The organism is Azospirillum oleiclasticum, from assembly GCF_013423485.1.
Lineage (GTDB): Bacteria > Pseudomonadota > Alphaproteobacteria > Azospirillales > Azospirillaceae > Azospirillum > Azospirillum oleiclasticum.
Map to the genome: position 1 here is coordinate 15,862 of NZ_JABFFR010000047.1, position 26,586 is coordinate 42,447.

The window sequence follows — 26,586 nt, forward strand, 5'->3', positions numbered from 1 at the left end:
ACGGGGCATGATGGTCCAGCGCGCAACTGAACCAACGACCGCCGACGCGGATGGGGGACGTCCGGCGCTCAAGGCCCTGCTGCGCTATGGCACCGGTGTCCTGATCCTGCTTCTGCTGGGCGGCGCGCTGTGGGTGCTCGACCGCTGGCTCGACCGCTACAGCGTGGCCGACATCCGCGAGGCCCTGGGGCGAATCGGCACCGGCCAGCTCGTCGCGGCGTCGGCCGCGGCGGCGTTCAGCTACTGGCTGCTGACGCTCTACGACGTGCTGGCGCTCACCCACCTGCGCCGCCGGATCCCGTACCGGCGGGTGGCCTTCACCGCCTTCACCAGCTACGCCTTCAGCCACAGCCTGGGCTTCGCCAGCATCATCGGCGTCACCGTGCGCTACCGGCTGTACGCCCCCTTCGGGCTCAGCATGCTGGATGTGGCGCAGGTCACGCTGTTCGTCGTCACCACCTTCACGTTGGGTCTGGCGGTGGTGATGCCGATCGTGATGATCCTGGATCCGGGCTCGCTGAAGGCGCTGAAGGTGCCGGCGGACGCCGGCATGCTGCTGGGGGTCGGGGCGCTGGTCCTGATGTCCGGCTACGGGGTGGCCGGGGCGTGGCTGAAGCGGCCGTTGCGCCTGTTCGGCCACGACATCGCCTTTCCGCGGCCGGGGATCGCCTGCGGCCAGCTCCTACTCGGCCTGTGCGACCTGCTGCTGGCGGCGGGCGTGCTGTATCTCTGCCTGCCGCCGTCGGGGGCCGTCACCTACATGGACGTGGTGGTGACCTTCGGCATCGCGCTGGTGGCCGGCATCATCAGCCATGTGCCGGGCGGGCTGGGGGTGTTCGACGCCATCGTGCTGGTCAGCCTGTCGCCGGAGATGCCGGGCGGCGACGTGATGGCCGGGCTGCTGGTGTTCCGCATCATCTATTATCTGGCACCGCTGGTCATCGCCGGGCTGATGTTCGGCGGGCTGGAGGCGTTCCAGGCGCGCCAGCGGCTGGGCGACCTGTCGCGCGCGGTGTCGGCCACCATCAGCCCGCTGGTGCCGCTGGTGCTGGCCGGCTGCACCTTCATCGCCGGCGCCTTCCTGCTGTTCGCCCGCGCCACGCCCGACACGGAGCTGCCCGCCGGCGCCGACGAGTCGACGTTGCCGCTGGTGGAGATGTCGCACTTCTCCGGCAGCATCGCCGGTGTGCTGCTGATCCTGCTGGCGCACGCGCTGCAGCGGCGGCTGCGCTCGGCCTGGGTGCTGACGTTGCTGCTGCTGGCGGTGGCGTGCCTGTCCACCCTGCTGCGCGGCGGCGACGGGCGGGAGGCGATCGTGCCGGCGTTGATCCTCCTGGCGCTGCTGCCGGCCCGCGGCGAGTTCGACCGGCGGGGCGGCCTGCTGCGCCAGCCGCCGTCGCCCACCTGGTTCTTCGCGGCCGGGGTGGCGCTGGCGAGCGCCCTGTGGCTCGGCCTCTTCTCCTACAAGCACGTGGAGTTCAGTGACGAGCTGTGGTGGCATTTCGCGCTGCACGGCGACGCCTCCCGCTTCCTCCGTGCCTCGGTCGCGGTGGGGGTGATCGCGCTGGCCGCCGCGGTGATCCATCTCGTCACCGCGGCGTCGCGCCTGCGCCACCCGGACGCCCATGTCGATGATCCATAGAACGCCCGACACGGAACCGAGCACCATGCCCAAGCGCCTGCTTCTCGTCGCCCACGCTCCTTCGCCGAACACCGCGGCCCTGCGCGACGCGGTGTTGCGCGGCGCCGGGGCGTCGGAGATCGAGGGGGTGGAGGTGGCCTGGAAAGCGCCGCTGGAGGCGGGGCCGGAGGATGTGCTGGCCGCCCACGCCGTCATCCTCGGCACGCCGGAGAATTTGGGTTACATGAGCGGCGCGCTGAAGGACTTCTTCGACCGGGTCTATTACCCCTGCCTGGAGCGCACGCAGGGCATGCCGTACGCGCTGTATGTACGCGCCGGCAACGACGGCACCGGCACCTGCCGCGCCGTCGCCACCATCACCACCGGCCTGCGCTGGCGCGCGGTGCGGGAGCCGCTGGTGCTGCGCGGCGCCTGGGACCCCGCCTTCGCCGGCCACTGCGAGGATTTGGGGATGCTGCTGGCGGCCGGTCTGGAGGCGGGGGTGTTCTAGACTGCCCTCACGCCACCAGCGCCCGGCTGATCACCAGCCGCTGGATGTCGCTGGTCCCCTCGTAGATCTGGCAGACGCGGACGTCGCGGTAGATGCGCTCGACCGGGAAGTCGTTCAGGTAGCCGTAGCCGCCATGGATCTGGATGGCGTCGGAGCAGACCCGCTCCGCCGCCTCGGACGCGAACAGCTTCGCCATGGCGGCCTCCTTCAGGCAGGGCTCGCCGGCGTCGCGCAGGGACGCGGCGTGCAGCACGAGCTGGCGGGCCGCCTCCACCTTCGTCGCCATGTCGGCCAGCCGGAAGGCGATGGCCTGATGCTGGACGATGGGCACGCCCATGCTCTGCCGCTCCTGGGCGTAGCGGACGGCGTGGTCGAGGGCCGAGCGCGCCATGCCGACGGACTGGGCGGCGATGCCGATGCGCCCGCCCTCCAGGTTCGCCAGCGCCACCTTGTAGCCGCCGCCCTCAGGCCCGAGCATCAGGTCGGCGGGGATGCGGCAGTCCTCGAAGACGATCTGGCAGGTGTCGGAACAACTCTGCCCCAGCTTGTCCTCCACCCGCGCCACCTGGTAGCCGGGGGTGTCGGTGGGCACGATGAAGGCGGTGATGCCGCGCTTGCCGGCCGCCGGGTCGCTGACCGCGAAGACGATCGCCACGTCGGCGTTCTTGCCCGACGTGATGAACTGCTTGGTGCCGTTCAGCACCCAGTGGTTGCCGTCGCGCCGCGCGCGGGTCTTGATCGCCGCTGCGTCGGAACCGGCCTGCGGTTCGGTCAGGCAGAAGGCGCCCAGCATCTCGCCGCGCGCCATCGGCTTCAGGAAGCGCTCGCGCTGCTCCTCGTCGCCGAACTTCAGGATCGGCATGCAGCCGACCGAGTTGTGCACGCTCATGATGGTGGAGACGGCCCCGTCGCCGGCCGCGATCTCCTCGATGGCGAGCGCGTAGGCGACGTGGTCGGTGGCGGCCCCGTCATACGCCTCCGGCACCAGCATGCCCATCAGGCCGAGCCGGCCCATCTCGGCCAGCTCCTCCTTGGGGAAGGCGCCGGTGCGGTCGCGCTCCGCCGCGGTGGGGGCCAGCCGCTCCGCCGAGAAGGCCGCGGCCATCTCGCGCACCATCCGCTGGTCTTCCGTGAGGTGCATGTCCGTAACTCCCCTGTCCCTGCGGCGGCTACGCCGTTTCCTTGAACAGCTCGCGGCCGATCAGCATGCGGCGGATCTCGCTGGTGCCGGCGCCGATCTCGTAGAGCTTGGCGTCGCGCAGCAGGCGGCCGGTGGGATACTCGTTGATGTAGCCGTTGCCGCCCAGTGTCTGGATAGCCTCCAGCGCCATCCAGGTGGCCTTCTCCGCGGAATAGAGGATGGCGCCGGCGGCGTCCTTGCGGGCGGTCTCGCCGCGGTCGCAGGCCTTCGCCACCGCGTAGACATAGGCCTTGGCGGCGTTCATCACCGTGTACATGTCGGCCAGCTTGCCCTGCATGAGCTGGAACTCGCCGATGGGCTGGCCGAACTGCTTGCGGTCGTGGACGTAGGGGATGACCACGTCCATGCAGGCCTGCATGATGCCGAGCGGCCCGCCCGACAGCACGGCGCGCTCGTAATCGAGGCCGGACATCAGCACGTTGACGCCGCGCCCGATGCCGCCCAGCACATTCTCCTCCGGCACCTCGCAGTCCACGAACACCAGCTCGCCGGTGTTGGAACCGCGCATGCCCAGCTTGTCGAGCTTCTGGGCGACGGAGAAGCCCGTCATTCCCTTCTCGATCAGGAAGGCGGTGATGCCGCGCGGGCCGGCGTTCACGTCGGTCTTGGCGTAGACGACCAGCGTGTCGGCGTCTGGGCCGTTGGTGATCCACATCTTGGTGCCGTTCAGCACATAACGGTCGCCGCGCTTGTCGGCGCGCAACCGCATCGACACCACGTCGGACCCGGCTCCCGGCTCCGACATGGCGAGCGCGCCGACATGCTCGCCGCTGATCAGCTTGGGCAGGTATTTGCGCTTCTGCTCCTCGCTGCCGTTCTTGCGGATCTGGTTCACGCAGAGGTTGGAATGCGCGCCGTAGCTGAGTCCCACGGAGGCGGAAGCGCGGGAGATCTCCTCCATCGCCACCACATGCTCCAGATAGCCCATGCCGGCGCCGCCATACTCCTCCTCGACGGTCACGCCGAGGATGCCGAGGTCGCCCATCTTGCGCCAGAGGTCGGCGGGGAACTCGTTCTCGCGGTCGATGTCGGCGGCGCGCGGCGCGATCTCGTCGGAGGCGAAGCTGCGCACGCTGTCGCGCAGCATGTCCGCCGTGTCGCCGAGGTCGAAGTTCAGCGACGGGTACTGGTTGGGGAGCATGTCTCCGGTCCTCCTGGTCCTGTTCTTGTCGGCCGCGTCCTGTCAGCCGCGCGCGTCCTCGATGACCTTGCCGTCGTTGGGCAGGGACCCCGGCGGCACGAATTCCACCATACCCTTGAGCTTGGTGACCGCGGCCAGCGTTTCGCGCACGGCCGCCGCGAGCGCCTCGCCGGTCTCGGCCGCGTCGCAGCGCAGGGTCATGGTGTCGCTGGCGTCCTGACGGCCGACCACCAGCCGGGCGCGGGCGATCTCGGGATGGCGGCGCAGCACCTCCGCCACCTGGGAGGGGTGGACGAACATGCCCTTGACCTTGGTGGTCTGGTCGGCGCGGCCCATCCAGCCCTTGAGCCGGAGGTTGGTGCGCCCACAGGCGCTGCCGGCCGGCAGCAGCGCCGACAGGTCGCCGGTGCCGAAGCGGATCATCGGGTAGGCCGCGTTGAAGGTGGTCACCACCACCTCGCCGACCTCGCCGTCGGGCACCGGGTCGCCGGTGCCGGGGCGCACGATCTCGACGATCACCCCCTCGTCGAGCACGAGGCCGGAGCGGGCCGGCGTCTCGTAGGCGACGATGCCGACGTCGGCGGTGCCGTAGCTCTGGTAGACCTCCAGCCCGCGCGCCTCGTAGAAGGCGCGGGCGTCCGGCAGGTACGGACCGCCGGTGACGTGGGCGATCCGCAGCGACCCGGCGTCGAGCCCCAGCGCGTCCGCCTTCTCCAGGATGATCTTCAGGAAGTCGGGCGTGCCGATGTAGCCGCGCGGCTTCAGATGCGCCGCCACCTGGGCCTGCATCTCGCTGTTGCCGGTGCCGGCCGGGATGACGGCGCAGCCGATGGCGTGCGCCCCCGTCTCGAACATCGAGCCGGCCGGGGTCAGATGGTAGGCGAAGCAGTTCTGCACGAGGTCGCCGGCGCGGAAACCCGTGGCGAAGAGCGCGCGGGCCGACCGCCAGGGGTCGCGGCCGTGCGCCTCCGGCTCGTGGATCGGGCCGGGGGAGGCGAAGACGCGGGCGAGTTGCCCGATCGCGACCGCCGCCAGCCCGCCGAAGGGCGGTGCTTCCTTCTGGAGCGCCACCAGGTCGGACTTGCGGGTGACGGGCAGGGCGGCCAGGGCCGCGCGGTCGCGGACGGAGGCGGCCTCCACCCCCGCCAGCAGACGGCCGAAATAGGGGGCGTTCGCCTGGGCGTGCGCGATCTGGCCGGGCAAGGCGGCGAACAGGGCCGCCTCGCGCTCGTCGGCGCTGCGGGTCTCGAGGCTGTCGTAATGATCGGGCACCGGTGTCCTCCCTGGGCCGCGGGGGTTCAGATCCACCGCTTGCGGCGCTTGAAGCTCTTGAGGTTCTTGAAGCTCTTGCGCTCCTCGCTGCCGCCGCCGAGGTAGAATTCCTTCACGTCCTCGTTGTTGCGCAGCTCCTCGGCGGTGCCGTCGAGCACGACCTTGCCGTTCTCCATGATGTAGCCGCGGCTGGCCGCCTGGAGCGCCATGCGCGCGTTCTGCTCCACCAGCAGGATGGTGACGCCGAGGTCGCGGTTGATCTGCCGGATGATGGAGAAGACCTCCTTCACCATCAGCGGCGACAGGCCCATGGACGGCTCGTCCATCAGGATCAGCTTGGGCCGGGCCATCATCGCGCGGCCGATGGCCAGCATCTGCTGCTCGCCGCCCGACAGGTAGCCGGCGAGGCCGGTGCGCTCCTTCAGGCGGGGGAAATAGCCGTAGACCATCTCCATGTCGCGGCGGACGTCGCCGTCGCTGCGGGTGAAGGCGCCGAGCCGGAGATTCTCCTGGCAGGTCATGTCGCCGATGATGCGGCGCCCTTCCATCACCTGGAAGATGCCCTTGCGCACGATGCGGTCCGGGTCGATGCCGTTGATCCGCTCCCCGGCGAAGGTGATGTCGCCGCGGGTCACTTCGCCGTCCTCGGTCTTGAGGAGGCCGGAGATGGCCTTCAGCGTGGTGGATTTGCCCGCACCGTTGGCGCCGAGCAGGGCCACGATCTCCCCCTCCGGCACCTCCAGGCTGAGGCCGCGGAGCACCAGGATGACGTCGTTGTAGACGACCTCGATGTTGTTGACGGAGAGCAGCGGGGCCTTCGCGACACCGGGGACGGGTGCGGGGGAAACGGCTCCGGCGACGGCCGTGGCGGCGTTCGGCATGGGGCACCTGAAACGAAGAGTGGCGGGAGGGAGCCCCTCCCCACGCCCTTGCGGGGCGGGGAGGGGGCTCGGGGCGGGCTTACCAGCCCAGCCACTCCGGCTTGCGCGGGACCTCGACGGTGGCGATCTTTTCCATCTTGATGTTGCCGGCCTTGACCAGCTCGTCCACCGTGCCGCCGGTCTCGCCCTTCACGTTGGCGCGGTAGATGTTCACCTTGTCCATGCCGCGGTGATCGGTGTCGGTCCAGGTGGACGGCACGCACACGCCCTCCAGCCCGGCCGGGACCCAATCCTTCTTCTGGTACATGCCCTTGCGGATGTTCGGGCCGGTGACGCCGCCGTTCTTGGCGGCCCAGTCCATCGCCTCCTTCATGTAATAGGCCGAGCAGATGCCGGCGACGTAATGGACCGGGCGGTAGACGGTGCCGTTCGGGTCGGAGATCTTGGAAATCTCCTTCACCGTCTTCATGCCCGGCGCGTCGTCACCCCAGATGGTGGCGGTGCGCACCGGGAAGATCACGCCGTTGGCGGCGGCCCCGGCGGCCTTCGCCGCGTTCTCGTCCATGCCCCAGACATTGCCCATGAACTGGACGTTGGCGCCCACGGTCTGGCATGCCTTCAGCACCGAGATGTTGGAGCCGGCGGTGTTGCCGAGATAGGCGTAGTTGGCGCCCGCCTCCTTCAGCGTCAGGCACTGGGCGGTGTAGTCGCCGGGGGTCAGCGCGAACTGCACGGCCGGCAGTACGTCGAAGCCGAGTTCCTTCGCCAGTGCCTCGCCCGCCGCCTTGGGCGCGTTCGGGTAGGGGTGGTTGGCGCCCATGTGCACATACTTGGGCTTGCCCGAGCCGCCCTTCTTCTTCCAGTCCTCGGCCGCCCAGGTCAGCATGGCGCGCAGGCCGTCGGAGTAGGACGGGCCGTAGAAGAAGTTGTAGGGCGCCGGCTTGGAGCCGTGCGAGCCCTTGCCCGCCGGGTCGGTCAGGTGGCCGGAGTAGGAGCCGGAGTAGTAGGGGATCTCGTCCTTGCCGACGAAGCCGGTCAGCGCCTCGGTGTCGGCGGTGCCCCAGCCCTGGATGGCCGCGACCTTGCCGCTGCCCGACGACCACTTCTTGTACTGGCTGATGGCGCGCGGCGCCTGGTAGCCGTAATCGACCGTCTCGACATCCATCTGGGTGCCGCCGACGCCGCCGTTCTTGTTGAGATAGGCGAGCGCGTCGGCCACGCCCTGGCCGAAGGGCACGCCCACGTCCGAGGTCGCACCGGACTGGTCGGCGAGGTGGCCGACCGGGATCTTCTGGGCGTTGGCGGTGCCGGCGATGCCGAGCGTCAGCACGGCGGCGGTGGCGAGCAGCGCGGTCTTCATCGTCGCGGTCTTCGTCGTCATTGTGCGTTTCTCCCTGGGGTGTTCGATCGTTCGGGACACGGCCCGATGCCGGGTCTTCGTTCAGTGCGAGAAGGGGTAGAGCTTCCAGTACGCCTTGATCTGCTTCCAGCGGTGCGCCAGCCCGTCCGGCTCGAACACCAGGAAGAGGATGATCGCCACGCCGATCGCCATCTCGCGCAGGAAGGCGATGGCCTCCTTCAGGTTCAGCGCGGTGTCGATGGCGGTGCCCTGGAGGGCCGAGGTGACGGCCTGCATCACCTCCGGCAAAAGCACCATGAAGGCGGTGCCCATCAGCGACCCCATGATCGAGCCCAGCCCGCCGATGATGATCATCCCGAGGAACTGGATCGAGAACAGGATCGTGAAGCCCTCCACCGACACGAACTGCAGGTAGTGCGCGTACAGCGCCCCGCCGATGCCGGCGTAGAAGGACGAGATGCCGAAGGACATCGTGCGGTACTTGGTCAGGTTGATGCCCATGATCTCGGCGGAGAGATAATGGTCGCGCACCGCCACCAGCGCGCGGCCGTCGCGCGACCGCATCAGGTTGGTGGCCAGGACGTACATGACGACCACATAGACCAGCACCACGTAGAAGTAGGACTCGTCGGTGTCGAAGGCGAAGCCGAACAGGGTGAAGGGTTCGGCGATCGTTCCCGCCACACCGCCGGTGAACCATCCCGCCCGTGCGAAGAAGTCCTGCAGGATGTACTGCGCCGCCAGCGTGGCGATGGCGAGGTACAGGCCCTTGAGCCGGGCCGCCGGCAGGCCGAACACCATGCCGACCGCCGTGGTCATCACGCCGGCCAGCGGGATGGCGAGCGCCACCGGCACGCCGTAGCTGTTCGACAGCCAAGCCGAGGCGAAGGCGCCGAAGCCGAAAAAGGCGGCGTGTCCGATGGAGATTTGCCCGGTGAAGCCGACCAGGATGTTCAGGCCGAGTGCGGCGATGCCCAGATAGCCGATCTGGATGCACAGGTTCAGCCAGTACCGGTCCATGAAGAAGGGGCAGGCGAGCAGCAGCAGCACGCCCAGGATCGCGAAATTGCGGCTGGTGACGGTCGGGAAGATGGTGGTGTCCGACCCGTAGCTGGTCTTGAAGTCGCCGCAGGGGATGAGGCTGATGTTCGCCATGTCCGTTGCCTCACACGCGCTCGATGTCTTTGGTGCCGAAGAGCCCGTAGGGCTTGATCATCAGGATGATGATCAGGACGTAGAAGGGGGCGATCTCGTACATGTTGCCCCAATTCAGCCACTGGCTGTCGACGTAGTGGGCGAAGTTCTCCAGCACGCCGACGATCAGGCCGCCGATCACCGCCCCCAGCACGCTGTCCAGCCCGCCAAGGATGACCGCGGGGAAGACCTTGATGCCGAAGAAGGAGAGTGCGGACGACACGCCGTTGACCACGCCCACCGTGACGCCCGCCACCGCCGACACCATGGCGGAGATGGCCCAGCTCATGGCGAACATGTGGCGGACGGAGATGCCCAGCGACTGCGCCACCTGCTGGTCGAAGGCGGTCGCCCGCATGGCGAGCCCCAGCTTGGAGTATTTGAAGAACCAGCCGAAGCCGGCCATGATCAGAATGGAGATGACGAGGCTGGCGACATAGACCGTCTGCACGTCGAGCCCCAGGATGTTCGTCGTCGGGCTGGCGAAGATCGGCGGGAAGGGCTTGGCGAAGACGCCGAACATCCACTTCATCATCGCCTGGAAGAAGATCGACAGGCCGATGGTGACCATGATGACGGAGATGATCGGCTCGCCGATCATCGGCCGCAGCACCACCACCTGGAGCACGATCCCGAACACCAGCATGAAGGCCAGCGTGATCGGGAAGCCGATCCAGAAGGGAAGCTGCCAGCTGGTCAGCAGCCACCAGCAGGTCCAGGCGCCGATCAGCAGGAACTCGCCCTGGGCGAAGTTCACGATGCGGCTGGCCTTGTAGATCAGCACGAAGGACATCGCCACCACGCCGTACAGCGCGCCGACGATCAGCCCGTTGAGGAGAAGCTGGAAGAGCAAGGTCATGGGGAACGCTCCTCGTGGCGTCAGGCGGCGACCGGCTGGGCCTTGCGGACGGGTTCGGGCAGCAGCTCCACCACGCGCAGCGTGGTGCGGATGCGCTGCTTGGTGCCATCCTGGAAGGTGATGGTGGTGTCCACGTCGATCTCGGGCTGGCCGGCGTAGATGGCGTCCATGATGGTGCCGTACTTCTCCGCCACCACGCTGCGCCGCACCTTGCGGGTGCGGGTCAGCTCGCCGTCGTCGGCGTCCAGCTCCTTGTAGAGCAGCAGGAACTTGGCGATGCGGTGGTGTTCCGGCAGGGTGGCGTTGACCTTCTCCACCTCCGAGCGCAGCAGCTCGTAGACCTCGGCCTTCGACGCCAGGTCGGAGTAGGTCGTGAAGGCGATGCGGTTCTTCTCCGCCCATTTCGAGACGATGGGAAAGCGGATGCAGACGATCGCCGACAGGTAGGGCCGCCGGTCGCCGACGATCACCGCTTCCGCCACATAGGGGCTGAACTTCAGCTTGTTCTCGATGTATTGCGGGCTGAAGCGGTCGCCGTTGCTGGTGGTGGCGATGTCCTTGATGCGATCGATGATGACGAGATGGCCGTTCTTGTTGAAGAAGCCGGCGTCGCCCGTGTGCATCCAGCCATCGCGCAGGTCCGCCGTCGTGGAGGCCTCGTTGCGGTAGTAGCCGGTGAACATGTTGGGGTGGGTGACGACGATCTCGCCGACGCCGTGCTGGTCGGGGTCGATCACCTTCACCTGGATGCTGTCGTCGAAGGGCACGCCGACCGAGTCCAGATCGACGTCGCCGTCGCGGTGCACGGTGTAGGCGCCCATGGTCTCGGTCTGGCCGTAGATCTGGCGCATCGGCACGCCCAGCGCCTGGAAGAACTTGAAGGTGTCGGGCCCCAGCGCCGCCCCGCCCGTCGCCGCCGACTTCAGGTTGGTGAAGCCCAGACGGTCGCGCAGCGCGTTGAACAGGATACGGTCGGCCAGCCAGGAACGTTTCCCCTGCGCCAGCGCCTCCAGCCCCAGCTTCATGCCGTATTCGTACATGCGCTGCTTGAAGGGGGACGCATCCATGACGCGGGCGCGGACGTCGGCGGCGATCTGCTCCCACAGGCGCGGCGCGAAGAGCACGAAGCTCGGCCCCACCTCGCGGAAGTCGTTCATCATCGTCTCGGCTTCCTCGACGAAGTTCACGCGCATCCGCGACAGCGTGCCCATCCCCACCGCGTAGATCTGCTCCATGATCCAGGACAGCGGCAGAACGGAGACATACTCGTCCTCAGGCCCCTTGGGGTCCACCGACAGGTAGCTGGCGCAATGGCGCAGGATGCGCCCGGCCGGCAGCATCGCCAGCTTGGGGTTGGAGGTGGTGCCGGAGGTGGTGCACAGCACCGCCACATCCTCGCCGCGCGTCGCCTGCACCATGCTGTCGTAAAGGCCGGGCTGCTCGGCGTGCAGCGCCTCGCCCAGCCGCACCAGCTCGGTCGCGGACATCAGGCGCGGGTCGTCGTATTTGCGCAGACCGCGCGGGTCGGAATAGATGATGCGCTTCAGGGTGGGCAGCCGCTCGCCCAGGTTCAGCAGCTTGTCGACCTGCTCCTCGTCCTCCGCGAACACCACGTGCACGTCGGCGTAGGTGATGAGGTAGGCGACCTCCTCGTCCATGGCGTCGCGGTAGATGCCCAGGCTCATGGCGCCCATGGCGTGGGCGGCGATCTCGCCCATCACCCAGTCCGGGCGGTTGTCGCCGAGCAGGGCAACCACCTGGCCCTTGGCGACGCCGAGCTTGATCAGCCCCAGCGTGAAGGCGCGCACGCGCTCCTGGTACTGCGCCCAGGTGATGCTGCGCCAGATGCCGAAATCCTTCTCGCGCATGGCGACGTCGTCGGGGTGCTGGCGGGCGTGCAGCGCCAGCAGCTTGGGCAGCGTGTCGTGGACCGACAGGTCGGGCAGGGGGGGGATGGTCATCACGCGACCTCCTGCGCCGGCGCGGTCTCGTCCTCGTCGTCCTCGCCCAGATAGGCGCGCTTGACGCGCGGGTCGGCCAGCACCTCCTCCGGCGTGCCCTCGGCGATCTTCTTGCCGAACTCCAGCACCATCACGCGGTGCGAAATATCCATGACCACACCCATGTCGTGCTCGATCATGACGACGGTCATGCCCCACTCCTCGTTCAGGTCGACGATGTAGCGGGCCATGTCCTCCTTCTCTTCGAGGTTCATGCCGGCCATCGGCTCGTCCAGCAGGATCAGGTCCGGCTTCAGCGCCACCGCGCGCGCCAGCTCCACCCGCTTGCGCAGCCCGTAGGACAGGGTGCCCGCGACCGCCTTGCGGACGTGCTGGATCTCCAGGAAATCGATGATCTCCTCCACCTCGCGGCGGTGGGCCAGTTCCTCCTTGCGGGCACCGGTCAACCAGTAGAGCGAGCCGGTCAGGAAGTTGTTCTTCAGCAGGTGGTGGCGGCCGACCATGATGTTGTCGAGCACCGTCATGTGCCCGAACAGCGCCAGGTTCTGGAAGGTGCGGCCGATGCCCAGCGACGCCCGATGGTTGGGCGTCATGCCGGTGATGTCGCGGCCATTGAAGAACACCTTGCCGGTGGTCGGCCGGTAGCGCCCGGAGATGCAGTTGACCATGGAGGTCTTGCCGGCGCCGTTCGGGCCGATGATCGAGAACAGCTCTCCCTTGCGGATGGAGAAGCTGACGTCGGTCAGGGCCTGGACGCCGCCGAACCGCAGGGACACGCCCCTCGCCTCGAACATGGCGGCGCTGGCGGGCGTGTCGTGGCTCTGGTGCGTTGCGGCGGGCACGCCGGGCATGTCCTCCTCCCATTCAGTTTGTTGGGGCCCGACGATCGCGGGCTTTGGCCGTCGGGAAGGTCCACCATGTGGACCGTCAACCAACCGACGCGATCACACTACACGCAGATTGCCGTGGTTTTCAACACTGACATTCCGCCACTGCATGTTTTTTTCCGCGACAGGCCGCCGCAGGGTCCATATGATGGACCTTCATGAGCACGGACACCGACACCGCCCCATCCGCCACCGGCGGCACCCAGAGCCTGGAGCGCGCCATCGCGCTGCTGCGCGCGGTGGCGGCCCAGGCGCCAGACGGGGCGCGGCTGGCGGACCTCGTCGCGGGCTCCGGCCTGTCGAAGGCGACCACCCACCGGCTGCTGACGGCCCTCACCCGCGAAGGACTGGTCGAGCAGGACGCGCGCAGCCGCCGCTATCATCTGGGCGCCGACCTCGACGCGCTGGGCCAGCTGGCGGCGCTGCGTCACCGGCCGAAGGCACCGCCCGCGGTGACGGAGCCGGAGGAGCCGCCGGTGCGCGCCTCCGCCTTCCTGCGGCCGGACTACCGCGGCGACGCCATCCCGCTGGCGACGCTGCTGTGCGACCGCCACGCCCGCAACGACGGCGCCCGCGCCGCCTTGCTGCACGAGAGCGTGGCCGGCCAGACCACGGAGTTGAGCTTCGCCCGGCTGGCGCATGATTCCGCGCGCTTCGCCGCGGTGCTGGCCGGCATCGGGGTGGGCAAGGGCGACCGTGTGGCGGTGCCGCTGCCCAAGGGGCCGGAGCTGCTGATCACCGCGGTGGCGATCTGGCGGCTGGGCGGCGTGTTCCTGCCGCTCTTCACCACATACAGCCCGGCCGCCATCGATTTCCGGCTGAAGGACAGCCACGCGCGCGCCGTGGTGACCAACGGCTTCCTGCTCCACAAGGTGCCGCGCGACGGCAACGACCCGCTGCCGGTCGTGGTGGTGGAGGGGGACGAGGTGCTGGGCGGCGGCAGCGACGCCGTGCTGTTCTGGTCGGCGCTCCACGCCGCGTCACCGGTGGCGGAGGTGACGCCCTACCGTGACGGTGACGCCTTCGCCCTGATCTACACGTCGGAGGCGGAATCCAGCCCGCTCGGCGTCGGCCTGCCGGTCAAGGCGTTGGCCGGCATCGAGCAGTACATGCGCATCGGGCTGGACCTGCGCGACGACGACATCTACTGGAACATGGCCGACCCCGGCTGGGCCTACGGCACCTATTACGGGCTGATCGGGCCGCTGCTGCTGGGCCGCACCACCATCTTCTGCGACGGCCCCTACGACGTGCGGCAGGGCTACCGCATGATGACCAAGTTCGGCGTCACCAACCTGACCGCCGCGCCGTCGCAGGTGCGGGCCTGGCACGGGGCGGGGCCGGAGCGTGTGCCGGACCAGCTGGCGCTGCGCATCATGTCGGTGGTGGGCGAGCCGCTGCCGGAGGAGCTGATCGCCTGGGCCACCGGCACGCTGAAGGTGCCGCTGTTCGACCAGTACGGCCAGCGCGAGACGGGGATCGTCATCGTCAACCGCTACGACCTGGACGCCGCGACCCGGCCGGGCGAGGGCTCGCTCGGCCGTCCGATGCCGGGCTTCCGCGTCGTCATCCTCGACCCCGACGGCAAGGAGGCGCCGGTCGGCGGGGCGGGGGAGATCGCCATCGACACCGATCGCTCGCCGCTCTTCTGGTTCGAATCCTACATCAACGACCCCGACCGCACCGCCCGCCGCTTCCGCCACGGCCGCCGCTACTACCTGACCGGCGACTGGGCCTTCCTGGACGCCGACGGCAACATCCACTACCGCGGCCGGGTGTCGGACGCGGTGCTGATGCAGCAGGGCGGGTAGGGCGCTTCGCCCTTGAACCGGTGGCGCGGTGGGCCACATTGCGAATCGAGCCTTTCCGCAGACCGACCCCTTTGCCCGGCAACGGGCCGCAGCATCCGGCCCCACCCCGGCCCGCAACAGTCCGCATCGATGCGCGATGCACGCTTTCCCGGCGGCGTGGAACGCCGGTCGCGAGACGATTTCGACAGCATGATCATCGATCCCGAGCGCCGCGATTCGGCGCGGAACGCAAGGCGCGGCGGTCAACCGCCGCAGCGCCCCGAAACCGACGACGCATCCGGCGGCCTGTCCTTTCCCGACCTGCTGGAACCGGTGCTGGACGCGGCGGACGCCGACGACAACGCCTTCGACGAGGCCGTGAACGAGGTCGCCGAGGCGCTCGCCCTGTGCGAGGCGCTGGTGCTCGACAACGGCGGCCGGCCCGGTCATGGCGTCACCGACGAGGAAGCGGTGCTGAGCGCGCTCGACACCTACATCCGCGTCCTGCTGCATCTGGGGGAGGTGCAGGAGGCCGCCGACCTCGGCGAGGTGATGGAGCGCCTGCACAACGCCAACGAGCGGCGCCGCCGGCCCCGCAGGCCCTGAGCGAACCCGCTCAGCCGCCGCCGGCCGCGGCGAGCCGGCGCCGGCCATCGACGGAGAGGTCGGGGATCGTCGCCAGCACCGTGTCCTCGATCAGATCGCCGATCAGGCGCCGGCTCGCCCTGGCCTCGTCCACCGCCTGGCGCAACGCGCCGACATCGATCCGCTCCGCGCCGACCAGCGCGCGGACCCGCCGGCTGGCCGTCTCCAGCCCCGTCTGCAGGGCGGCGAAGCGCGCGTCCCTGACGGCGAAGGCATCGCGCATGCGCTGTGCGTCCTCCTCCGGCAGGACGCGGTTCGCACGCGCCAGGACCCGCTCCACCAACGGTCCCTCCGGCAGGGTCGGCCCGTGGTGCCGGTCGGCGATCAGCATGGCCCCCAGGAACAGGTTCAGCGCCAGCGAAGCGAGCGCCAGCAGGCGCAGCCATTGGACCGGGCGTTGCAGCAGAGCGGTCATCGGGCGGTTCCATCGAACAGGGTGGGCGGGTCGAAGGCGATCAGTCCGCCGCCGGGGGAGGGCGTCTCCGGCCGGCTGCCGGCAAGCCAGCCGAGCGTCAGCAGGGCCGCGGCCAGCGCGCCGGCCGTGCGCAGCCGCATGCGGCCGAGCAGGAGGCCGCGAAACGTCTCCCGCGGGGTGGCGCGCACGGCGCGCCCGACGGCGGCGACCAGCCGGTCGACCCGCGCCTGGTCCACCGTCACCGGCGGCCCCGCGAGCTGCCGGTCGAACGCCTCTTCCCGGGTCCACGCGGCGCGCAGGGCGGGGGAGGCGGCGATGCGGTCGCGGGCGGCGTCGCCGAGCCCGTCGGGCCAGCGGTCGAGGTCGGCGCCATGGGCGGCGAGCAGCCGCCGGACATCGTCGTCGGTCATGGGTCCTTCTCCTCCAGCAACGCGGCGCGCAGCGCCTGACGGGCGCGGGCCAGCAGCGAGCCGAAGGCCGTCGGCCCGATGCCCAGCGCCTCGGCCGCAGCCCGCAGGCTCAGCCCCTCCTGATAGAACAGCACCACGGCGAGGCGCTGGCGCTCGTTCAGCCGGCCAAGCTCGCGCGTCACGCGCGCGGCATCCTCGCGCTCGCCGATCAGGACCGTCGCGTCGGGGGCCTCGTCGGGCAGCGCCTCGTCGATCGGCTGCCAGCCCGGCCGCCGCCGCCGGTCGATGGCGAGGTTGACGACGATGCGCTGGAGCCAGGCAGTGAAGCTGGCGCGCCCGGGCTCCCAGCGCCCGGCGTGCTGCCAGACCCGCAGGAACGCCTCCTGCACCACCTCGTCGGCGTCGGACGGGTTGCCGGTCACCCGCTGGGCCAGCGCCACGGCGCGCCGCATGTGGCGGGCGGCGAGCCGGTCGAAGGCCGCGGCGTCGCCGTCGGCGACGCGGGCCATCAGCGCCTCGTCGCTGTCGGGTGCCGCCGCGTCCCGGCCGGCGTCCTGCGCGTCCGTCCCGTCCATCACCATCCACACCGGATCGCAGGCGGTTCCAGCCATCGCGGTCACTCCGCCAGCGCCGGCCGCGGTGCGGCGGCGCGCCGCCGGGCCAGCCGCTCCAGCGCCAGATAGACCACCGGGGTGGTATAGAGCGTCAGCATCTGCGACACCAGCAGCCCGCCGACGATGGCGACGCCGAGCGGCCGGCGCAGCTCGCCGCCGATGCCGGTGTCGAGCGCGAGCGGCAGGGCGCCCAGCAGCGCCGCCATGGTCGTCATCAGGATCGGGCGGAAGCGGACCAGCCCCGCCTCGCGGATCGCGGCGCGGGGGGAGAGGCCGTGCGTGCGCTCGGCCTCCAGCGCGAAATCGATCATCATGATCGCGTTCTTCTTCACAATGCCGATCAGCAGGATGATGCCGATCATCGCGACGATGGACAGGTCGCCGCCGGTGACCTGGAGCGCCAGCAGCGCCCCCAGACCCGCCGAGGGCAGGGTGGACAGGATGGTCAGCGGGTGCAGCATGCTCTCGTACAGCACGCCCAGCACCACATAGACGGTGATCAGCGCCGCCGCGATCAGCAGCGGCTGCGACGCCAGGGAGTCGCGGAACGCCTTGGCGTTGCCCTGGAAGCCGGCGCGGATGGCCGGCGGCAGCCCGGCCCGCTCCTCCGCCCGCCGCACCGCCGCCGTCGCCTCCCCCAGCGACACGCCGGGGGCCAGGTTGAAGGACAGGGTCGCCACCGGGAAGATCCCCTGGTGCATGATCGCCGCCGGGGCCGACACCAGCGACACCGAGGCGACGGCGTTCAGCGGCACCATGGCGCCGCCGCGGCCCGGCACGTACAGCTTCGCCAGCGCCTCCGGCCCGAGCTGGTCGGCGGGGTCCACCTCCAGCACCACCCGGTGCTGGTTCTGCATGGTGTGCATGGTGGAGACCTGACGCTGGCCGAAGCTGTCGTAGAGCACCGCGTCGATGGTCTGGAGCGCCACCCCGAGGCGGGAGGCGGCGTCGCGGTCGATGACCAGCCGGGTCTGGAGCCCGCCGTTCTGCTGGTCGTTGCCGACGTCGGTCAGCTCGGGCAGGGCGCGCAGCGCGTCCACCATGCGCGGCGCCCACTGGTTCAGCAGGGCCAGATCCTCCGTCTGCAGGGCGTATTGGAACTGGCCCTTGCCGGTGCGCCCGCCGACGCGGATGTCCTGCACCGGTTGCAGGAACAGCCGGATGCCGACCACCCGCGCCGCCCGGCCGCGCAGCCGGTTCAGCACCGTGTCGAGGTCGTCGCGCTGGTCGCGCGGCTTCAGGTTGATGAACAGCCGGCCGGAGTTGAGCGAGCTGCTGCCCGGCCCGCCGCCGATGAAGGAGCCCACCCCCTCGATGGCCGGGTCGCCGGCCACCGCATCCTGCATGGCACGCTGCCGGTTCGCCATGGCCTGGAAGGAGATGTCCGGCGGGGCGTCGGTGATGCCCAGGATCAGGCCCGTGTCCTGCTGCGGGAAGAAGCCCTTGGGCACCTGCACGTAGAGCCACACGCTGCCGGCGATGGTGGCGAGCGTGACCAGCAGCATCAGCCGCGGGCGCGCCAGAACCCCGTCCAGCGCGCGCGCGTGCAGCCGGTGCAGCGCGTCGAACCCGCGTTCCAGCCAGCGCGACAGGCGGCCCGGCGGGCGTGCCTCAGCCGGTGCCGTCACCAGATGGCCGCACATCATCGGCGTCAGCGTCAGCGACACCAATGTCGACACGAGGATGGCGACGGACAGCGTGACCGCGAATTCCCGGAACAGCCGGCCGACGATGCCGCCCATGAACAGGATGGGGATGAAGACCGCCACCAGCGACAGGCTGATCGACAGCACGGTGAAGGCGACCTGCCGGCTGCCGCGCAGCGCCGCCTCGATGGGGGGAACGCCGCGTTCGAGGTGGCGGACGACGTTCTCCACCACCACGATGGCGTCGTCGACCACGAAGCCGACCGAGATCGTCAGCGCCATCAGGGAGAGGTTGTCGAGGCTGTAGCCGAGCAGCCACATGGCCGCCACCGTGCCGGCCAGCGACAGCGGCACCGCCACCGCCGGGATCGCGGTGGCGGTGAGCCGCCGCAGGAACAGCGCCATCACCAGCACCACCAGCCCGGTGGTGACGGCCAGCGTGCGCTGCACGTCGGCGATGGAGGCGCGGATGGTCGGCGTGCGGTCGGTGCGGATGTCCACCCGCACGCCCGGCGGCAGCCAGCGTTCCAGCACCGGCATTTCGGCGCGGATGCGGTCCACCGTCTCCACCACGTTGGCGCCGGTCTGCTTCTGGACGGTGAGCAGCACCGCGCGCTTGCCGTTGTACCAGGCGGCGAGCCGGCTGTTCTCGGTGCCGTCGATGACCGACGCGATGGCGTCGAGCCGGACGAACGCCCCGTTGCGCTCCACCACCACCAGCGGGCGGTAGCGCTCCGCGCCGAAAAGCTGGTCGTCGGCGGCGATGGAGAAGCTCTCGCGGTCGCCCTCGATGCGGCCCTTGGGCGCGTTGGCGTTGGCCTGCGACAGGGCGGTGCGCACATCCTCCAGGCTGATGCCCATGGCGGCCGCGGCGGCGCTGTTGACGCGCACGCGCACGGCGGTCTTCTCCGCCCCGTTGATGGAGACCTGGCTGACCCCCTCGATCTGGCTGAGGCGCTGGCCGATCACCGTGTCGGCGAGGTTGAACAGGTCGCCGGCCGCCAGCGTGTCGGAGGTGACCGCCAGCACCATCACCGGCGAGTCCGCCGGGTTGATGCGGCGCAGGCGCGGCGGATTCGGCAGCTCCTTCGGCAGGTCGGCGCCGGCGGCGTTGATGGCCGCCTGCACGTCGCGCGAGGCGGCGACGATGTCGCGCTCCAAGTTGAACTGGATGACGATGGAGGTGTTGCCCAGCGCGCTGGTCGAGGTCATCTCCGACACCCCGGCGATGCGGCCGAGCCGGCGCTCCAGCGGCGTGGCGACGGAGGTCGCCATCGTCTCCGGGCTGGCGCCGGGCAGGGAGGCGGTGACCACCACCGTGGGAAACTCCACCTGCGGCAGCGGCGCCACCGGCAGGAAGCGGTAGGCGACGATCCCCAGCAGCAGCACCCCCAGCATCAGCAGCGAGGTGCCGACCGGCCGGTGGATGAAGGGGGCGGAGATGGTCATCGCCGCTACTCCGCCGCCGGCCGCCGGGCCGCATCGGGAAGCGTGGATGCGGGCAGGGTGACCCTGGCCGGATGTCGCCGCGCTCCGCGCAGCCAGGCGCCGAGCCGGTCCATGTAGAGATAGACGACCGGCGTGGTGTAGAGCGTCAGCACCTGCGACAGCAGCAGCCCGCCGACGATGGCGATGCCCAGCGGCCGGCGCAGTTCGGCCCCGGCGCCCTGCTCCAGGGCCAGCGGCAGGGCGCCCAGCAGGGCCGCCATGGTGGTCATCATGATCGGCCGGAAGCGCAGCAGGCAGGCGCGCTCGATCGAGCGCTCGGGCGACAGCCCCTCCGTCCGCTCGGCCTCCAGCGCGAAGTCGATCATCATGATCGCGTTCTTCTTCACGATGCCGATCAGCAGGACGATGCCGATCATGGCGATCAGCGTCAGCTCCTCCCCCGTGACCATCAATGCGACCAGCGCGCCGATGCCGGCCGACGGCAGGGTCGATAGGATGGTCAGCGGGTGGATGGTGCTCTCGTAGAGGATGCCCAGCACGATGTAGACGGCGACCACCGCGGCCAGGATCAGCCAGGGCTGGCTGGCCAGCGAGGAGCGGAACTCCGCGGCACTGCCGGTGAAGCTGGCGGTCACCGTGTCCGGCAGACCGATGGCCGCCGCCGTCTCCTGGATGGCCCGCGTCGCGTCGCCCAGCGCGTACCCATCGCCCAGATTGAAGGACAGGGTCGCGGCCGGGAACTGCCCCTGCCGGGTGATGACCAGCGGCGCCACCCCGCGCTCCATCCGCACCAGCGTGTCGAGCGGCACCACCCCGCCGCCGGTCGCCCGGACATGGAGGCGCGACAGGGCGGACGGGTCGCGCTGGAAGGCCGGTTCGGCCTCCAGGATCACGCGGTACTGGTTGGTCTGGGTGTAGATGGTGGAGACCTGGCGCTGGCCGAAGGCGTCGTAGAGCGTGTCGTCGATCGCCTGCGGCAGCACATGCAGCCGCGAGGCCGCGTCGCGGTCGATGCGCAGATAGAGCTGCAGCCCGTCCGGCTGCTGGTCGCTCGCCACGTCCGCCAGCTCGGGCCGGGCGCGCAGCGCGGTGATCAGCCGCTGCGTCCAGGCGGCGAGCTCGGCCGGGTCGGCGTCCTGGAGCACATACTGGTACTGGGTGCGGCCGACGCGGGCGTCGATCTGCACATCCTGCACCGCCTGCATGTGGACGGACACCCCCTGCACGTCCACGACCGCCGCCCGCAGCCGGGCGATGACCGCCGCCGCCGTTCCGCGCTGCCCGTGCGGCTTCAGGGCGACGGTGATGCGGCCGGTGTTGACGGTGGCGTTCACCAGCCCGGCGCCGACGAAGCTGCCGACCGCCGCCACGTCCGGGTCGCGCCGCAGGATGTCGGCGACGGCGCGCTGCCGCTCCGCCATCGCCTGGAAGGAGATGCCGGGGGCGGCGTCGACCACCGCGACGATCACGCCGGTGTCCTGCTGCGGCAGGAAGCCCTTGGGCACCACCGCGTAGAGCGCCAGCGTGCCGGCGAGCGTCAGCACCGCGACCAGCAGGGTCAGGGGCTGGTGCCGCAGCACGACCCGCAGGGTGGCGCCATAGCCGCGCTGCACCGCGTCGAAGCCGCGCTCGCTCCAGCCCCGCCGCCGCTCCTCCGGCGGCGGCTCGCGGCGCAGCAGCCGGGCGCACATCATCGGCGTCAGGGTCAGCGAGATCACCGCCGACATCACCACCGCCACAGACAGGGTGATGGCGAATTCGCTGAACAGCCGGCCGACCACCCCGCTCATGAACAGCAGCGGGATGAACACCGCGATCAGCGACACGGTCAGCGACACCACGGTGAAGCCGATCTCCCGCGCGCCGTCCACCGCGGCCACCGGCGGCGGCTTGCCCATCTCCAGATGGCGGTGGATGTTCTCCACCATCACGATGGCGTCGTCGACGACGAAGCCGGACGCGATGGTCAGCGCCATCAGCGACAGGTTGTCCAGGCTGAAACCGGCCAGCGCCATCACCCCGAAGCTGCCGATCAGCGACAGCGGCAGCGCCACGCCGGGGATGATCGTGGCGCGCACCGAGCGCAGGAACAGGAAGATCACCAGCACCACCAGCCCGGCGGTCAGCACCAGCGTCGCCTGCACGTCGGCGACCGAGGCGCGGATGGTCTCCGTCCGGTCGGTCAGGACGGAGACGGTGATCTGCGGCGGCAGGGCGGCCTGAAGCTGCGGCAGCAGGGCGCGGATGCGGTCGACCGTCTCGATGATGTTGGCGCCGGGCTGGCGCTGGACGTTCAGCAGCACCGCCGGCCGACCGTCGTGCCAGGCCGCGAGCTGGGTGTTCTCCACCGAATCCACCACGGTGCCGACATCCGACAGCCGCACCGGGCCGCCGTTGCGGTAGCTGACGATCACCGGCCGGTAGGCGGCGGCGGACGCGATCTGGTCGTTGGCGGCGATCGACATGGACTGCCGCGTGCCGTCGAAGCTGCCCTTGGGCGCGTTGACGTTGGCCTGGGTGATGGCGCTGCGGATGTCCTCCATGGTCAGCCCCAGCCCGGCGGCCACGGCGGGATCGACCTGCACGCGCACCGCCGGCCGCTGCCCGCCCTCCAGCCCGACATAGCCGACGCCCTCCACCTGCGCCAGCTTCTGCGCCACCAGCGTGTCGGCGGCGTCGCTGACCCGCTCCAGCGGCAGGCTGTCGGAGCTGAGCGCCAGCACCATGACGGGCGTGTCGGCCGGGTTGACCTTGCTGTAGGTGGGCGGGTTGGGCAGGCCGCGGGCCAGCGTGCCCGACGCGGCGACGATGGCCGCCTGGACGTCCTGGGCCGCCGCGTCGATGTCGCGCGACAGGGTGAACTGGATGGTGACGACCGAGGTGGCGAAGGAGCTGGTGGAGATCATCGAGCCGATCCCGGCGATCTGCCCGAGCTGGCGTTCCAGCGGCGCCGTCACCGTGGACGCCATCACCTCCGGCGAGGCGCCGGGGAGCTGGCTCGTCACCTGGATGGTGGGGAAATCCACCGTCGGCAGCGACGACACCGGCAAGGCCCGGTATCCCAGCAGCCCCAGCAGCAGCAGCGCCACCGTCAGGAGCCCGGTGGCGATCGGCCGCCGGATGAAGGGGGCGGAGATGTTCATGGCTTCGCCGCCACGCCGGGTGCGGAAGCGCCGGGAGCGGTGGCCGGTGCCGCACCGGGCGCAGTGGTCGACGCGGGCGGCCGCTCGACGATGGTGACCCGTGATCCGGGCTGGAGCCGGTACTGGCCGTCCACCACCACCCGCTCGCCGGGGGCCAGCCCCTCCTCGATCAGCGCCTTGCCCTCCTCGATGCGACCCACCTTGATGGCGCGCTGCTCGACCGTCTGCTCCGCGGTGATGACGTAGGCGTAGGTGCCCTGCGGGCCGCGCTGCACCACCGTGGAGGGCACGATGGTGGCGTTGCGCTTCGTCTCGGCCAGCAGCCGCACCGCCACGAACTGGCCGGGCCACAGCCGCTGCGGGTCGTTGGCGAATTCCGCCTTCATCCGGATGGTGCCGGTGCTGGAATCGATCTGGTTGTCGATGACGCTCAGCGTCCCCTCGCCGAGCGCGGCACGCCCCTCGCGGTCCAGCGCCACCACCCGCACGGCCCCGGCCGCCTGGGCGGCGAGGATCGCCGGCAGAGTCTTCTCCGGCAGCGTGAAGACCACGGCGATCGGCTGGACCTGGGTGATGCTGGCGATGCCGCCGGTATCGCCGGCGCGGACGATGTTGCCCTGGTCCACCGAGCGGATGCCGATCCGTCCGTCGATGGGGGCGGTGATGGTGGTGTAGCCGAGCTGCACCCGGATGCTGTCGATGCCGGCCTGGTCGGCGCGGATCTGCGCCTCGTACTGGGCGACCTGGGCGCGCTGGGTGTCCACCTGCTGGCGCGAGGCGTATTCCTTGAGGTTCAGGTTGCGCTCCAGGTCGCGCCTTGCGTTGGCGAGCAAGGCTTCGTCCTGCGCCTTCTTGGCCTCGGCCTGGGCCAGCTGCGCCTCGAAGGGGCGGGGGTCGATGCGGGCCAGCAGGTCGCCGGCCTTCACCGTCTGCCCCTCGCGGAAGGCCAGGAGCTGGAGTTCGCCATCCACCCGCACGCGCACGGTGACGCTGTTGAAGGGCTGGACGGTGCCGATCCCCTCCAGCCAGACGGGCATGTTCTCGCGGCCGACGGTGCCGGCCAGCACCGGCACGCTGGACACCCTCACCGGCGCTGCCGGGGGCGGTGCCGCCGCTGTCAGAAGGCGCTGGCCGCCGATGCCCGCCCCCGCCAGGAGGAGGGCGACCGCAAGCCCGCCCAGTGCCGCTTTCCAACCTCTGACCATGGCCGCCGATCCGTCCGCGATGACCCACCGGATCCCTATACGAAGCAGCGCAGGGGATTCGTCGGTGGGCGAGGGGAACTCCCCGTCAGGGCGCTCGGTTCTCCCTGGTCCGGTGGCAACCAGCGCGAGGAACGGCATGGACGGGGCGACACCAGAGGGCGGGGTGCGGCGTCAACCGACCATTCCCTCCCCCAAGCCGCCGGGCATGAGTTCGGTGCTGGAACGCAACATCGAGGCGCTGCACGCCCGGCGCCTGCGTGAGGAGCGCAAGGCGGGTTTCCAGGAGCGGGTGGCCGATCGCATCACCCGCTTCACCGGCAGCATGCGGTTCGTGTGGCTGCATCTCGGCGGCTTCGGCTTCTGGATCCTGGCCAATCTCGGCTGGATTCCGCTGGTGCCGCGCTGGGACCCGTCCTTCGTGGTGCTGGCGATGATCGCGTCGGTGGAGGCGATCTTCCTGTCCACCTTCGTGCTGATCAGCCAGAACCGCATGGCCGCGGCGGCCGACGAGCGGGCCGACCTCGATCTCCAGATCAGCCTGCTGGCCGAGCACGAGGTGACCAAGCTCACCGCCCTGGTCGCCGCCATCGCCGACCGTCTCGACGTCCGCACCGAGGTGGACGGGGAATTGGGCGAGCTGACCCGCAACGTCGCCCCGGAGGCCGTCCTCGACGAGATCGAGATCCGCAAGCCCAAGGAATGATGGCCGCGACCGACGATCCGGCTGGCCCAAGGCCCGCTCCATCCGCTATCAAGCGTGGGGTTGGCCGTGGGAGAGCGCCGTGGATGCTTTCGTCAGCGCGCTGGTGGTGTTCTTCGTGGTGGTCGATCCGGTCGGGCTCGTGCCGCTCTTCATCGGCCTCACCCAGGGTTTCGACGCGCGCCGCAAGCGGGTGATCGGCCTGCGCGGGGCGGCCACGGGCTTCGCGGTCATCCTGTTCTTCGCCTATTTCGGCGAGGTCGTGCTGAAGGCGCTGTCCATCACCATGCCGGCCTTCCGCATCGCCGGCGGGGCGCTGCTGTTCTGGATCGCCTTCGAGATGCTGTTCGCCAAGCGGGCCGAGCGAAAGGAGCGGGCGGCCGACGAGGCGCGCACCGACGACGAGGCGCACGACCTCGCCGTCTTCCCCCTGGCCGTCCCGCTGATCGCCGGGCCGGGCGCCATCACCTCCACCCTGCTGCTGATGGACCGCTACGGCGCCACCCTGGCCGGGCAGGGCGTCGTGCTGGGTGCCGCGGCCGTGGTGATCGGCGGCAGCGCCCTGCTGTTCCTGGTGGCCGACACGGTGCGCCGCCTGCTCGGCCGCACCGTCATCCACACGGTCAGCCGGGTGCTGGGCATCGTGCTGGCGGCCCTGGCGGCGCAGACGATCCTGTCGGGCATCACCGCGGTGTACCCGCCGGGCGTGCCATAGGGCGTTGCGGTCGAATCGGTCAACCCTTCGCCGTTTTCGGCCGCACGAGTGGGCCAGACATCGGCGAGCCCAACGTATCGACACCGATTCCGGCGATGCCCTAACGTGCAGTCATGATGGCCCAGGGGGTATGTTCTCGTCGTGCTTCCCACAAGATCATGAACTGATCCAACTCGCTCAAATGAGTCAATCCTGGTGGCACCGAAAGCTGCCGGTGTTGATTGTCGACAATCACGACATCGTGCGTCCGTGAAAATCGCGAACGAATTATATCAGTGGCATCCTTGCATTGTCCGCTGTGGATTTCGACGATGAGGTCCATGCGCTCCAGTGCCGGGAACTGTTCTGGATTCAACAAATCGATTTCTGCACCTTCAATATCGCAGAATATCAACGAACGCTGGCCTGCAAAATCTTCAAACATGCGTCCATCGAAGCGGTCTTTGATTGTGACACGGTCCTGGACAGAATTCAGATGCGCCATCTCCTTGCAAAAATGCTGCGCCCTCGGATCGATGTCATAGGCGTGGATCGATGCGGTCGGTAGGCGTCGAGCGAATCCGATCGAGTAGTATCCTTCCGCGCTTCCGATGTTGACGACGGCTTCATATTCTTTTCCACAAGCCCGCTCGATGTACGGATGCAGCGTGGATTCATAGGAACCGAACAGCTTTGGCAAGAAACAGCCATCAGAAACATCTTTCAATAGCTGCATCCCCTGGAACGGGCCGAGCTGCACCTTGAACTGATAATGATTGACAAAAAATTCCTTCAAAATCGCAAGCCGATAGGCTGCGCCGAGCAACAGGACGTCATAGGAACGGTTGAAATGGGGAGAATCGCTATCGATCAACTGACGCAACTTTGCGTCCACTTGTTGTCGCAATGGATCCTGGACCTGCATCAGATGCATCCTTGGGTGGAAGTTGCGCCATTGTAGCCTATTGCCATAGCGGCGCGCAAAGT

The 26,586-nt window shown here is 69.6% G+C and carries 22 protein-coding genes; 6 read left to right on the forward strand and 16 right to left on the reverse strand.

Annotated features, from left to right (window positions below; all coding sequences use genetic code 11):
- The first annotated feature begins 7 nt into the window (after positions 1–7).
- Both HL658_RS31925 and HL658_RS31930 read left to right on the forward strand, forming a co-directional pair.
- Complete coding sequence (locus HL658_RS31925) at positions 8–1,642, forward strand: lysylphosphatidylglycerol synthase domain-containing protein (RefSeq protein WP_246338120.1); 1,635 nt, start codon at positions 8–10, stop codon at positions 1,640–1,642.
- A 25-nt stretch (positions 1,643–1,667) separates the two neighbouring features.
- Positions 1,668–2,132: a flavodoxin family protein gene (locus HL658_RS31930; protein ID WP_180284885.1), complete on the forward strand. Its 465-nt coding sequence runs from the start codon at positions 1,668–1,670 to the stop codon at positions 2,130–2,132.
- A 7-nt stretch (positions 2,133–2,139) separates the two neighbouring features.
- Here the strand turns inward: HL658_RS31930 and HL658_RS31935 are convergent, their stop codons facing one another.
- The 9 genes from HL658_RS31935 to HL658_RS31975 all read right to left on the reverse strand — a co-directional run bounded on the left by HL658_RS31935 (position 2,140) and on the right by HL658_RS31975 (position 12,852).
- Positions 2,140–3,273, reverse strand: coding sequence for an acyl-CoA dehydrogenase family protein (locus tag HL658_RS31935; RefSeq protein ID WP_180284884.1), 1,134 nt, complete (start codon positions 3,271–3,273; stop codon positions 2,140–2,142).
- Positions 3,274–3,301: 28 nt separating this feature from the next.
- Complete coding sequence (locus tag HL658_RS31940; protein WP_180284883.1) at positions 3,302–4,474, reverse strand: isovaleryl-CoA dehydrogenase; 1,173 nt, start codon at positions 4,472–4,474, stop codon at positions 3,302–3,304.
- A 42-nt stretch (positions 4,475–4,516) separates the two neighbouring features.
- A complete protein-coding gene (locus HL658_RS31945) occupies positions 4,517–5,746 on the reverse strand; it encodes an AMP-binding protein (RefSeq protein ID WP_180284882.1) in 1,230 nt (409 codons plus the stop codon).
- Between the two features lie 26 nt (positions 5,747–5,772).
- Positions 5,773–6,627, reverse strand: a complete 855-nt coding sequence (locus HL658_RS31950) for an ABC transporter ATP-binding protein (RefSeq protein ID WP_246338122.1) — start codon at positions 6,625–6,627, stop codon at positions 5,773–5,775.
- 79 nt (positions 6,628–6,706) lie between these two features.
- Positions 6,707–8,008, reverse strand: a complete 1,302-nt coding sequence (locus HL658_RS31955) for an ABC transporter substrate-binding protein (RefSeq protein ID WP_246338124.1) — start codon at positions 8,006–8,008, stop codon at positions 6,707–6,709.
- A 60-nt stretch (positions 8,009–8,068) separates the two neighbouring features.
- On the reverse strand, positions 8,069–9,142 hold the full coding sequence (locus HL658_RS31960) for a branched-chain amino acid ABC transporter permease (protein WP_180284881.1): 1,074 nt from the start codon (positions 9,140–9,142) through the stop codon (positions 8,069–8,071).
- Between the two features lie 10 nt (positions 9,143–9,152).
- Positions 9,153–10,040: a branched-chain amino acid ABC transporter permease gene (locus tag HL658_RS31965; protein WP_180284880.1), complete on the reverse strand. Its 888-nt coding sequence runs from the start codon at positions 10,038–10,040 to the stop codon at positions 9,153–9,155.
- Between the two features lie 20 nt (positions 10,041–10,060).
- Complete coding sequence (locus tag HL658_RS31970; RefSeq protein WP_180284879.1) at positions 10,061–12,001, reverse strand: long-chain fatty acid--CoA ligase; 1,941 nt, start codon at positions 11,999–12,001, stop codon at positions 10,061–10,063.
- Complete coding sequence (locus HL658_RS31975; protein ID WP_425485402.1) at positions 12,001–12,852, reverse strand: ABC transporter ATP-binding protein; 852 nt, start codon at positions 12,850–12,852, stop codon at positions 12,001–12,003. Before HL658_RS31975 ends, HL658_RS31970 begins: the two co-directional genes overlap by 1 nt.
- A 194-nt stretch (positions 12,853–13,046) precedes the next feature.
- On the opposite strand from HL658_RS31975, the gene HL658_RS31980 reads away from it, so the two are divergent.
- Complete coding sequence (locus tag HL658_RS31980) at positions 13,047–14,699, forward strand: AMP-binding protein (RefSeq protein WP_180284878.1); 1,653 nt, start codon at positions 13,047–13,049, stop codon at positions 14,697–14,699.
- Positions 14,700–14,888: 189 nt separating this feature from the next.
- Positions 14,889–15,284, forward strand: coding sequence for a hypothetical protein (locus HL658_RS31985; protein WP_246338125.1), 396 nt, complete (start codon positions 14,889–14,891; stop codon positions 15,282–15,284).
- Between the two features lie 10 nt (positions 15,285–15,294).
- Here the strand turns inward: HL658_RS31985 and HL658_RS31990 are convergent, their stop codons facing one another.
- The 6 genes from HL658_RS31990 to HL658_RS32015 are packed head-to-tail and all read right to left on the reverse strand — an operon-like array spanning position 15,295 to position 24,205.
- Complete coding sequence (locus HL658_RS31990) at positions 15,295–15,738, reverse strand: periplasmic heavy metal sensor (RefSeq protein WP_180284877.1); 444 nt, start codon at positions 15,736–15,738, stop codon at positions 15,295–15,297.
- Complete coding sequence (locus tag HL658_RS31995) at positions 15,735–16,148, reverse strand: hypothetical protein (protein ID WP_180284876.1); 414 nt, start codon at positions 16,146–16,148, stop codon at positions 15,735–15,737. The genes HL658_RS31990 and HL658_RS31995 overlap by 4 nt, the downstream gene beginning before the upstream one ends.
- Positions 16,145–16,759 (reverse strand): sigma-70 family RNA polymerase sigma factor, encoded by a 615-nt coding sequence (locus tag HL658_RS32000; protein ID WP_246338127.1) that lies wholly within the window; start codon positions 16,757–16,759, stop codon positions 16,145–16,147. The genes HL658_RS31995 and HL658_RS32000 overlap by 4 nt, the downstream gene beginning before the upstream one ends.
- A 5-nt stretch (positions 16,760–16,764) precedes the next feature.
- Entirely contained in the window at positions 16,765–19,857 is a 3,093-nt protein-coding gene (locus tag HL658_RS32005; RefSeq protein ID WP_180284875.1) for an efflux RND transporter permease subunit, read from the reverse strand.
- 5 nt (positions 19,858–19,862) lie between these two features.
- Complete coding sequence (locus tag HL658_RS32010) at positions 19,863–23,000, reverse strand: multidrug efflux RND transporter permease subunit (protein WP_180284874.1); 3,138 nt, start codon at positions 22,998–23,000, stop codon at positions 19,863–19,865.
- Positions 22,997–24,205: an efflux RND transporter periplasmic adaptor subunit gene (locus tag HL658_RS32015; RefSeq protein ID WP_180284873.1), complete on the reverse strand. Its 1,209-nt coding sequence runs from the start codon at positions 24,203–24,205 to the stop codon at positions 22,997–22,999. The genes HL658_RS32010 and HL658_RS32015 overlap by 4 nt, the downstream gene beginning before the upstream one ends.
- Positions 24,206–24,410: 205 nt before the next feature.
- Between HL658_RS32015 and HL658_RS32020 the strand changes: the two genes are divergently transcribed.
- Both HL658_RS32020 and HL658_RS32025 read left to right on the forward strand, forming a co-directional pair.
- Entirely contained in the window at positions 24,411–24,908 is a 498-nt protein-coding gene (locus tag HL658_RS32020) for a DUF1003 domain-containing protein (protein ID WP_246338129.1), read from the forward strand.
- A 79-nt stretch (positions 24,909–24,987) separates the two neighbouring features.
- A complete protein-coding gene (locus HL658_RS32025; protein ID WP_343055400.1) occupies positions 24,988–25,620 on the forward strand; it encodes a MarC family protein in 633 nt (210 codons plus the stop codon).
- 100 nt (positions 25,621–25,720) lie between these two features.
- Here HL658_RS32025 and HL658_RS32030 read toward each other — a convergent pair whose 3' ends face one another.
- Positions 25,721–26,524 carry a 50S ribosomal protein L11 methyltransferase gene (locus HL658_RS32030; RefSeq protein WP_180284871.1) on the reverse strand — a complete coding sequence of 268 codons (804 nt, stop codon included), beginning with the start codon at positions 26,522–26,524 and terminating at the stop codon, positions 25,721–25,723.
- Positions 26,525–26,586 lie beyond the last annotated feature (62 nt).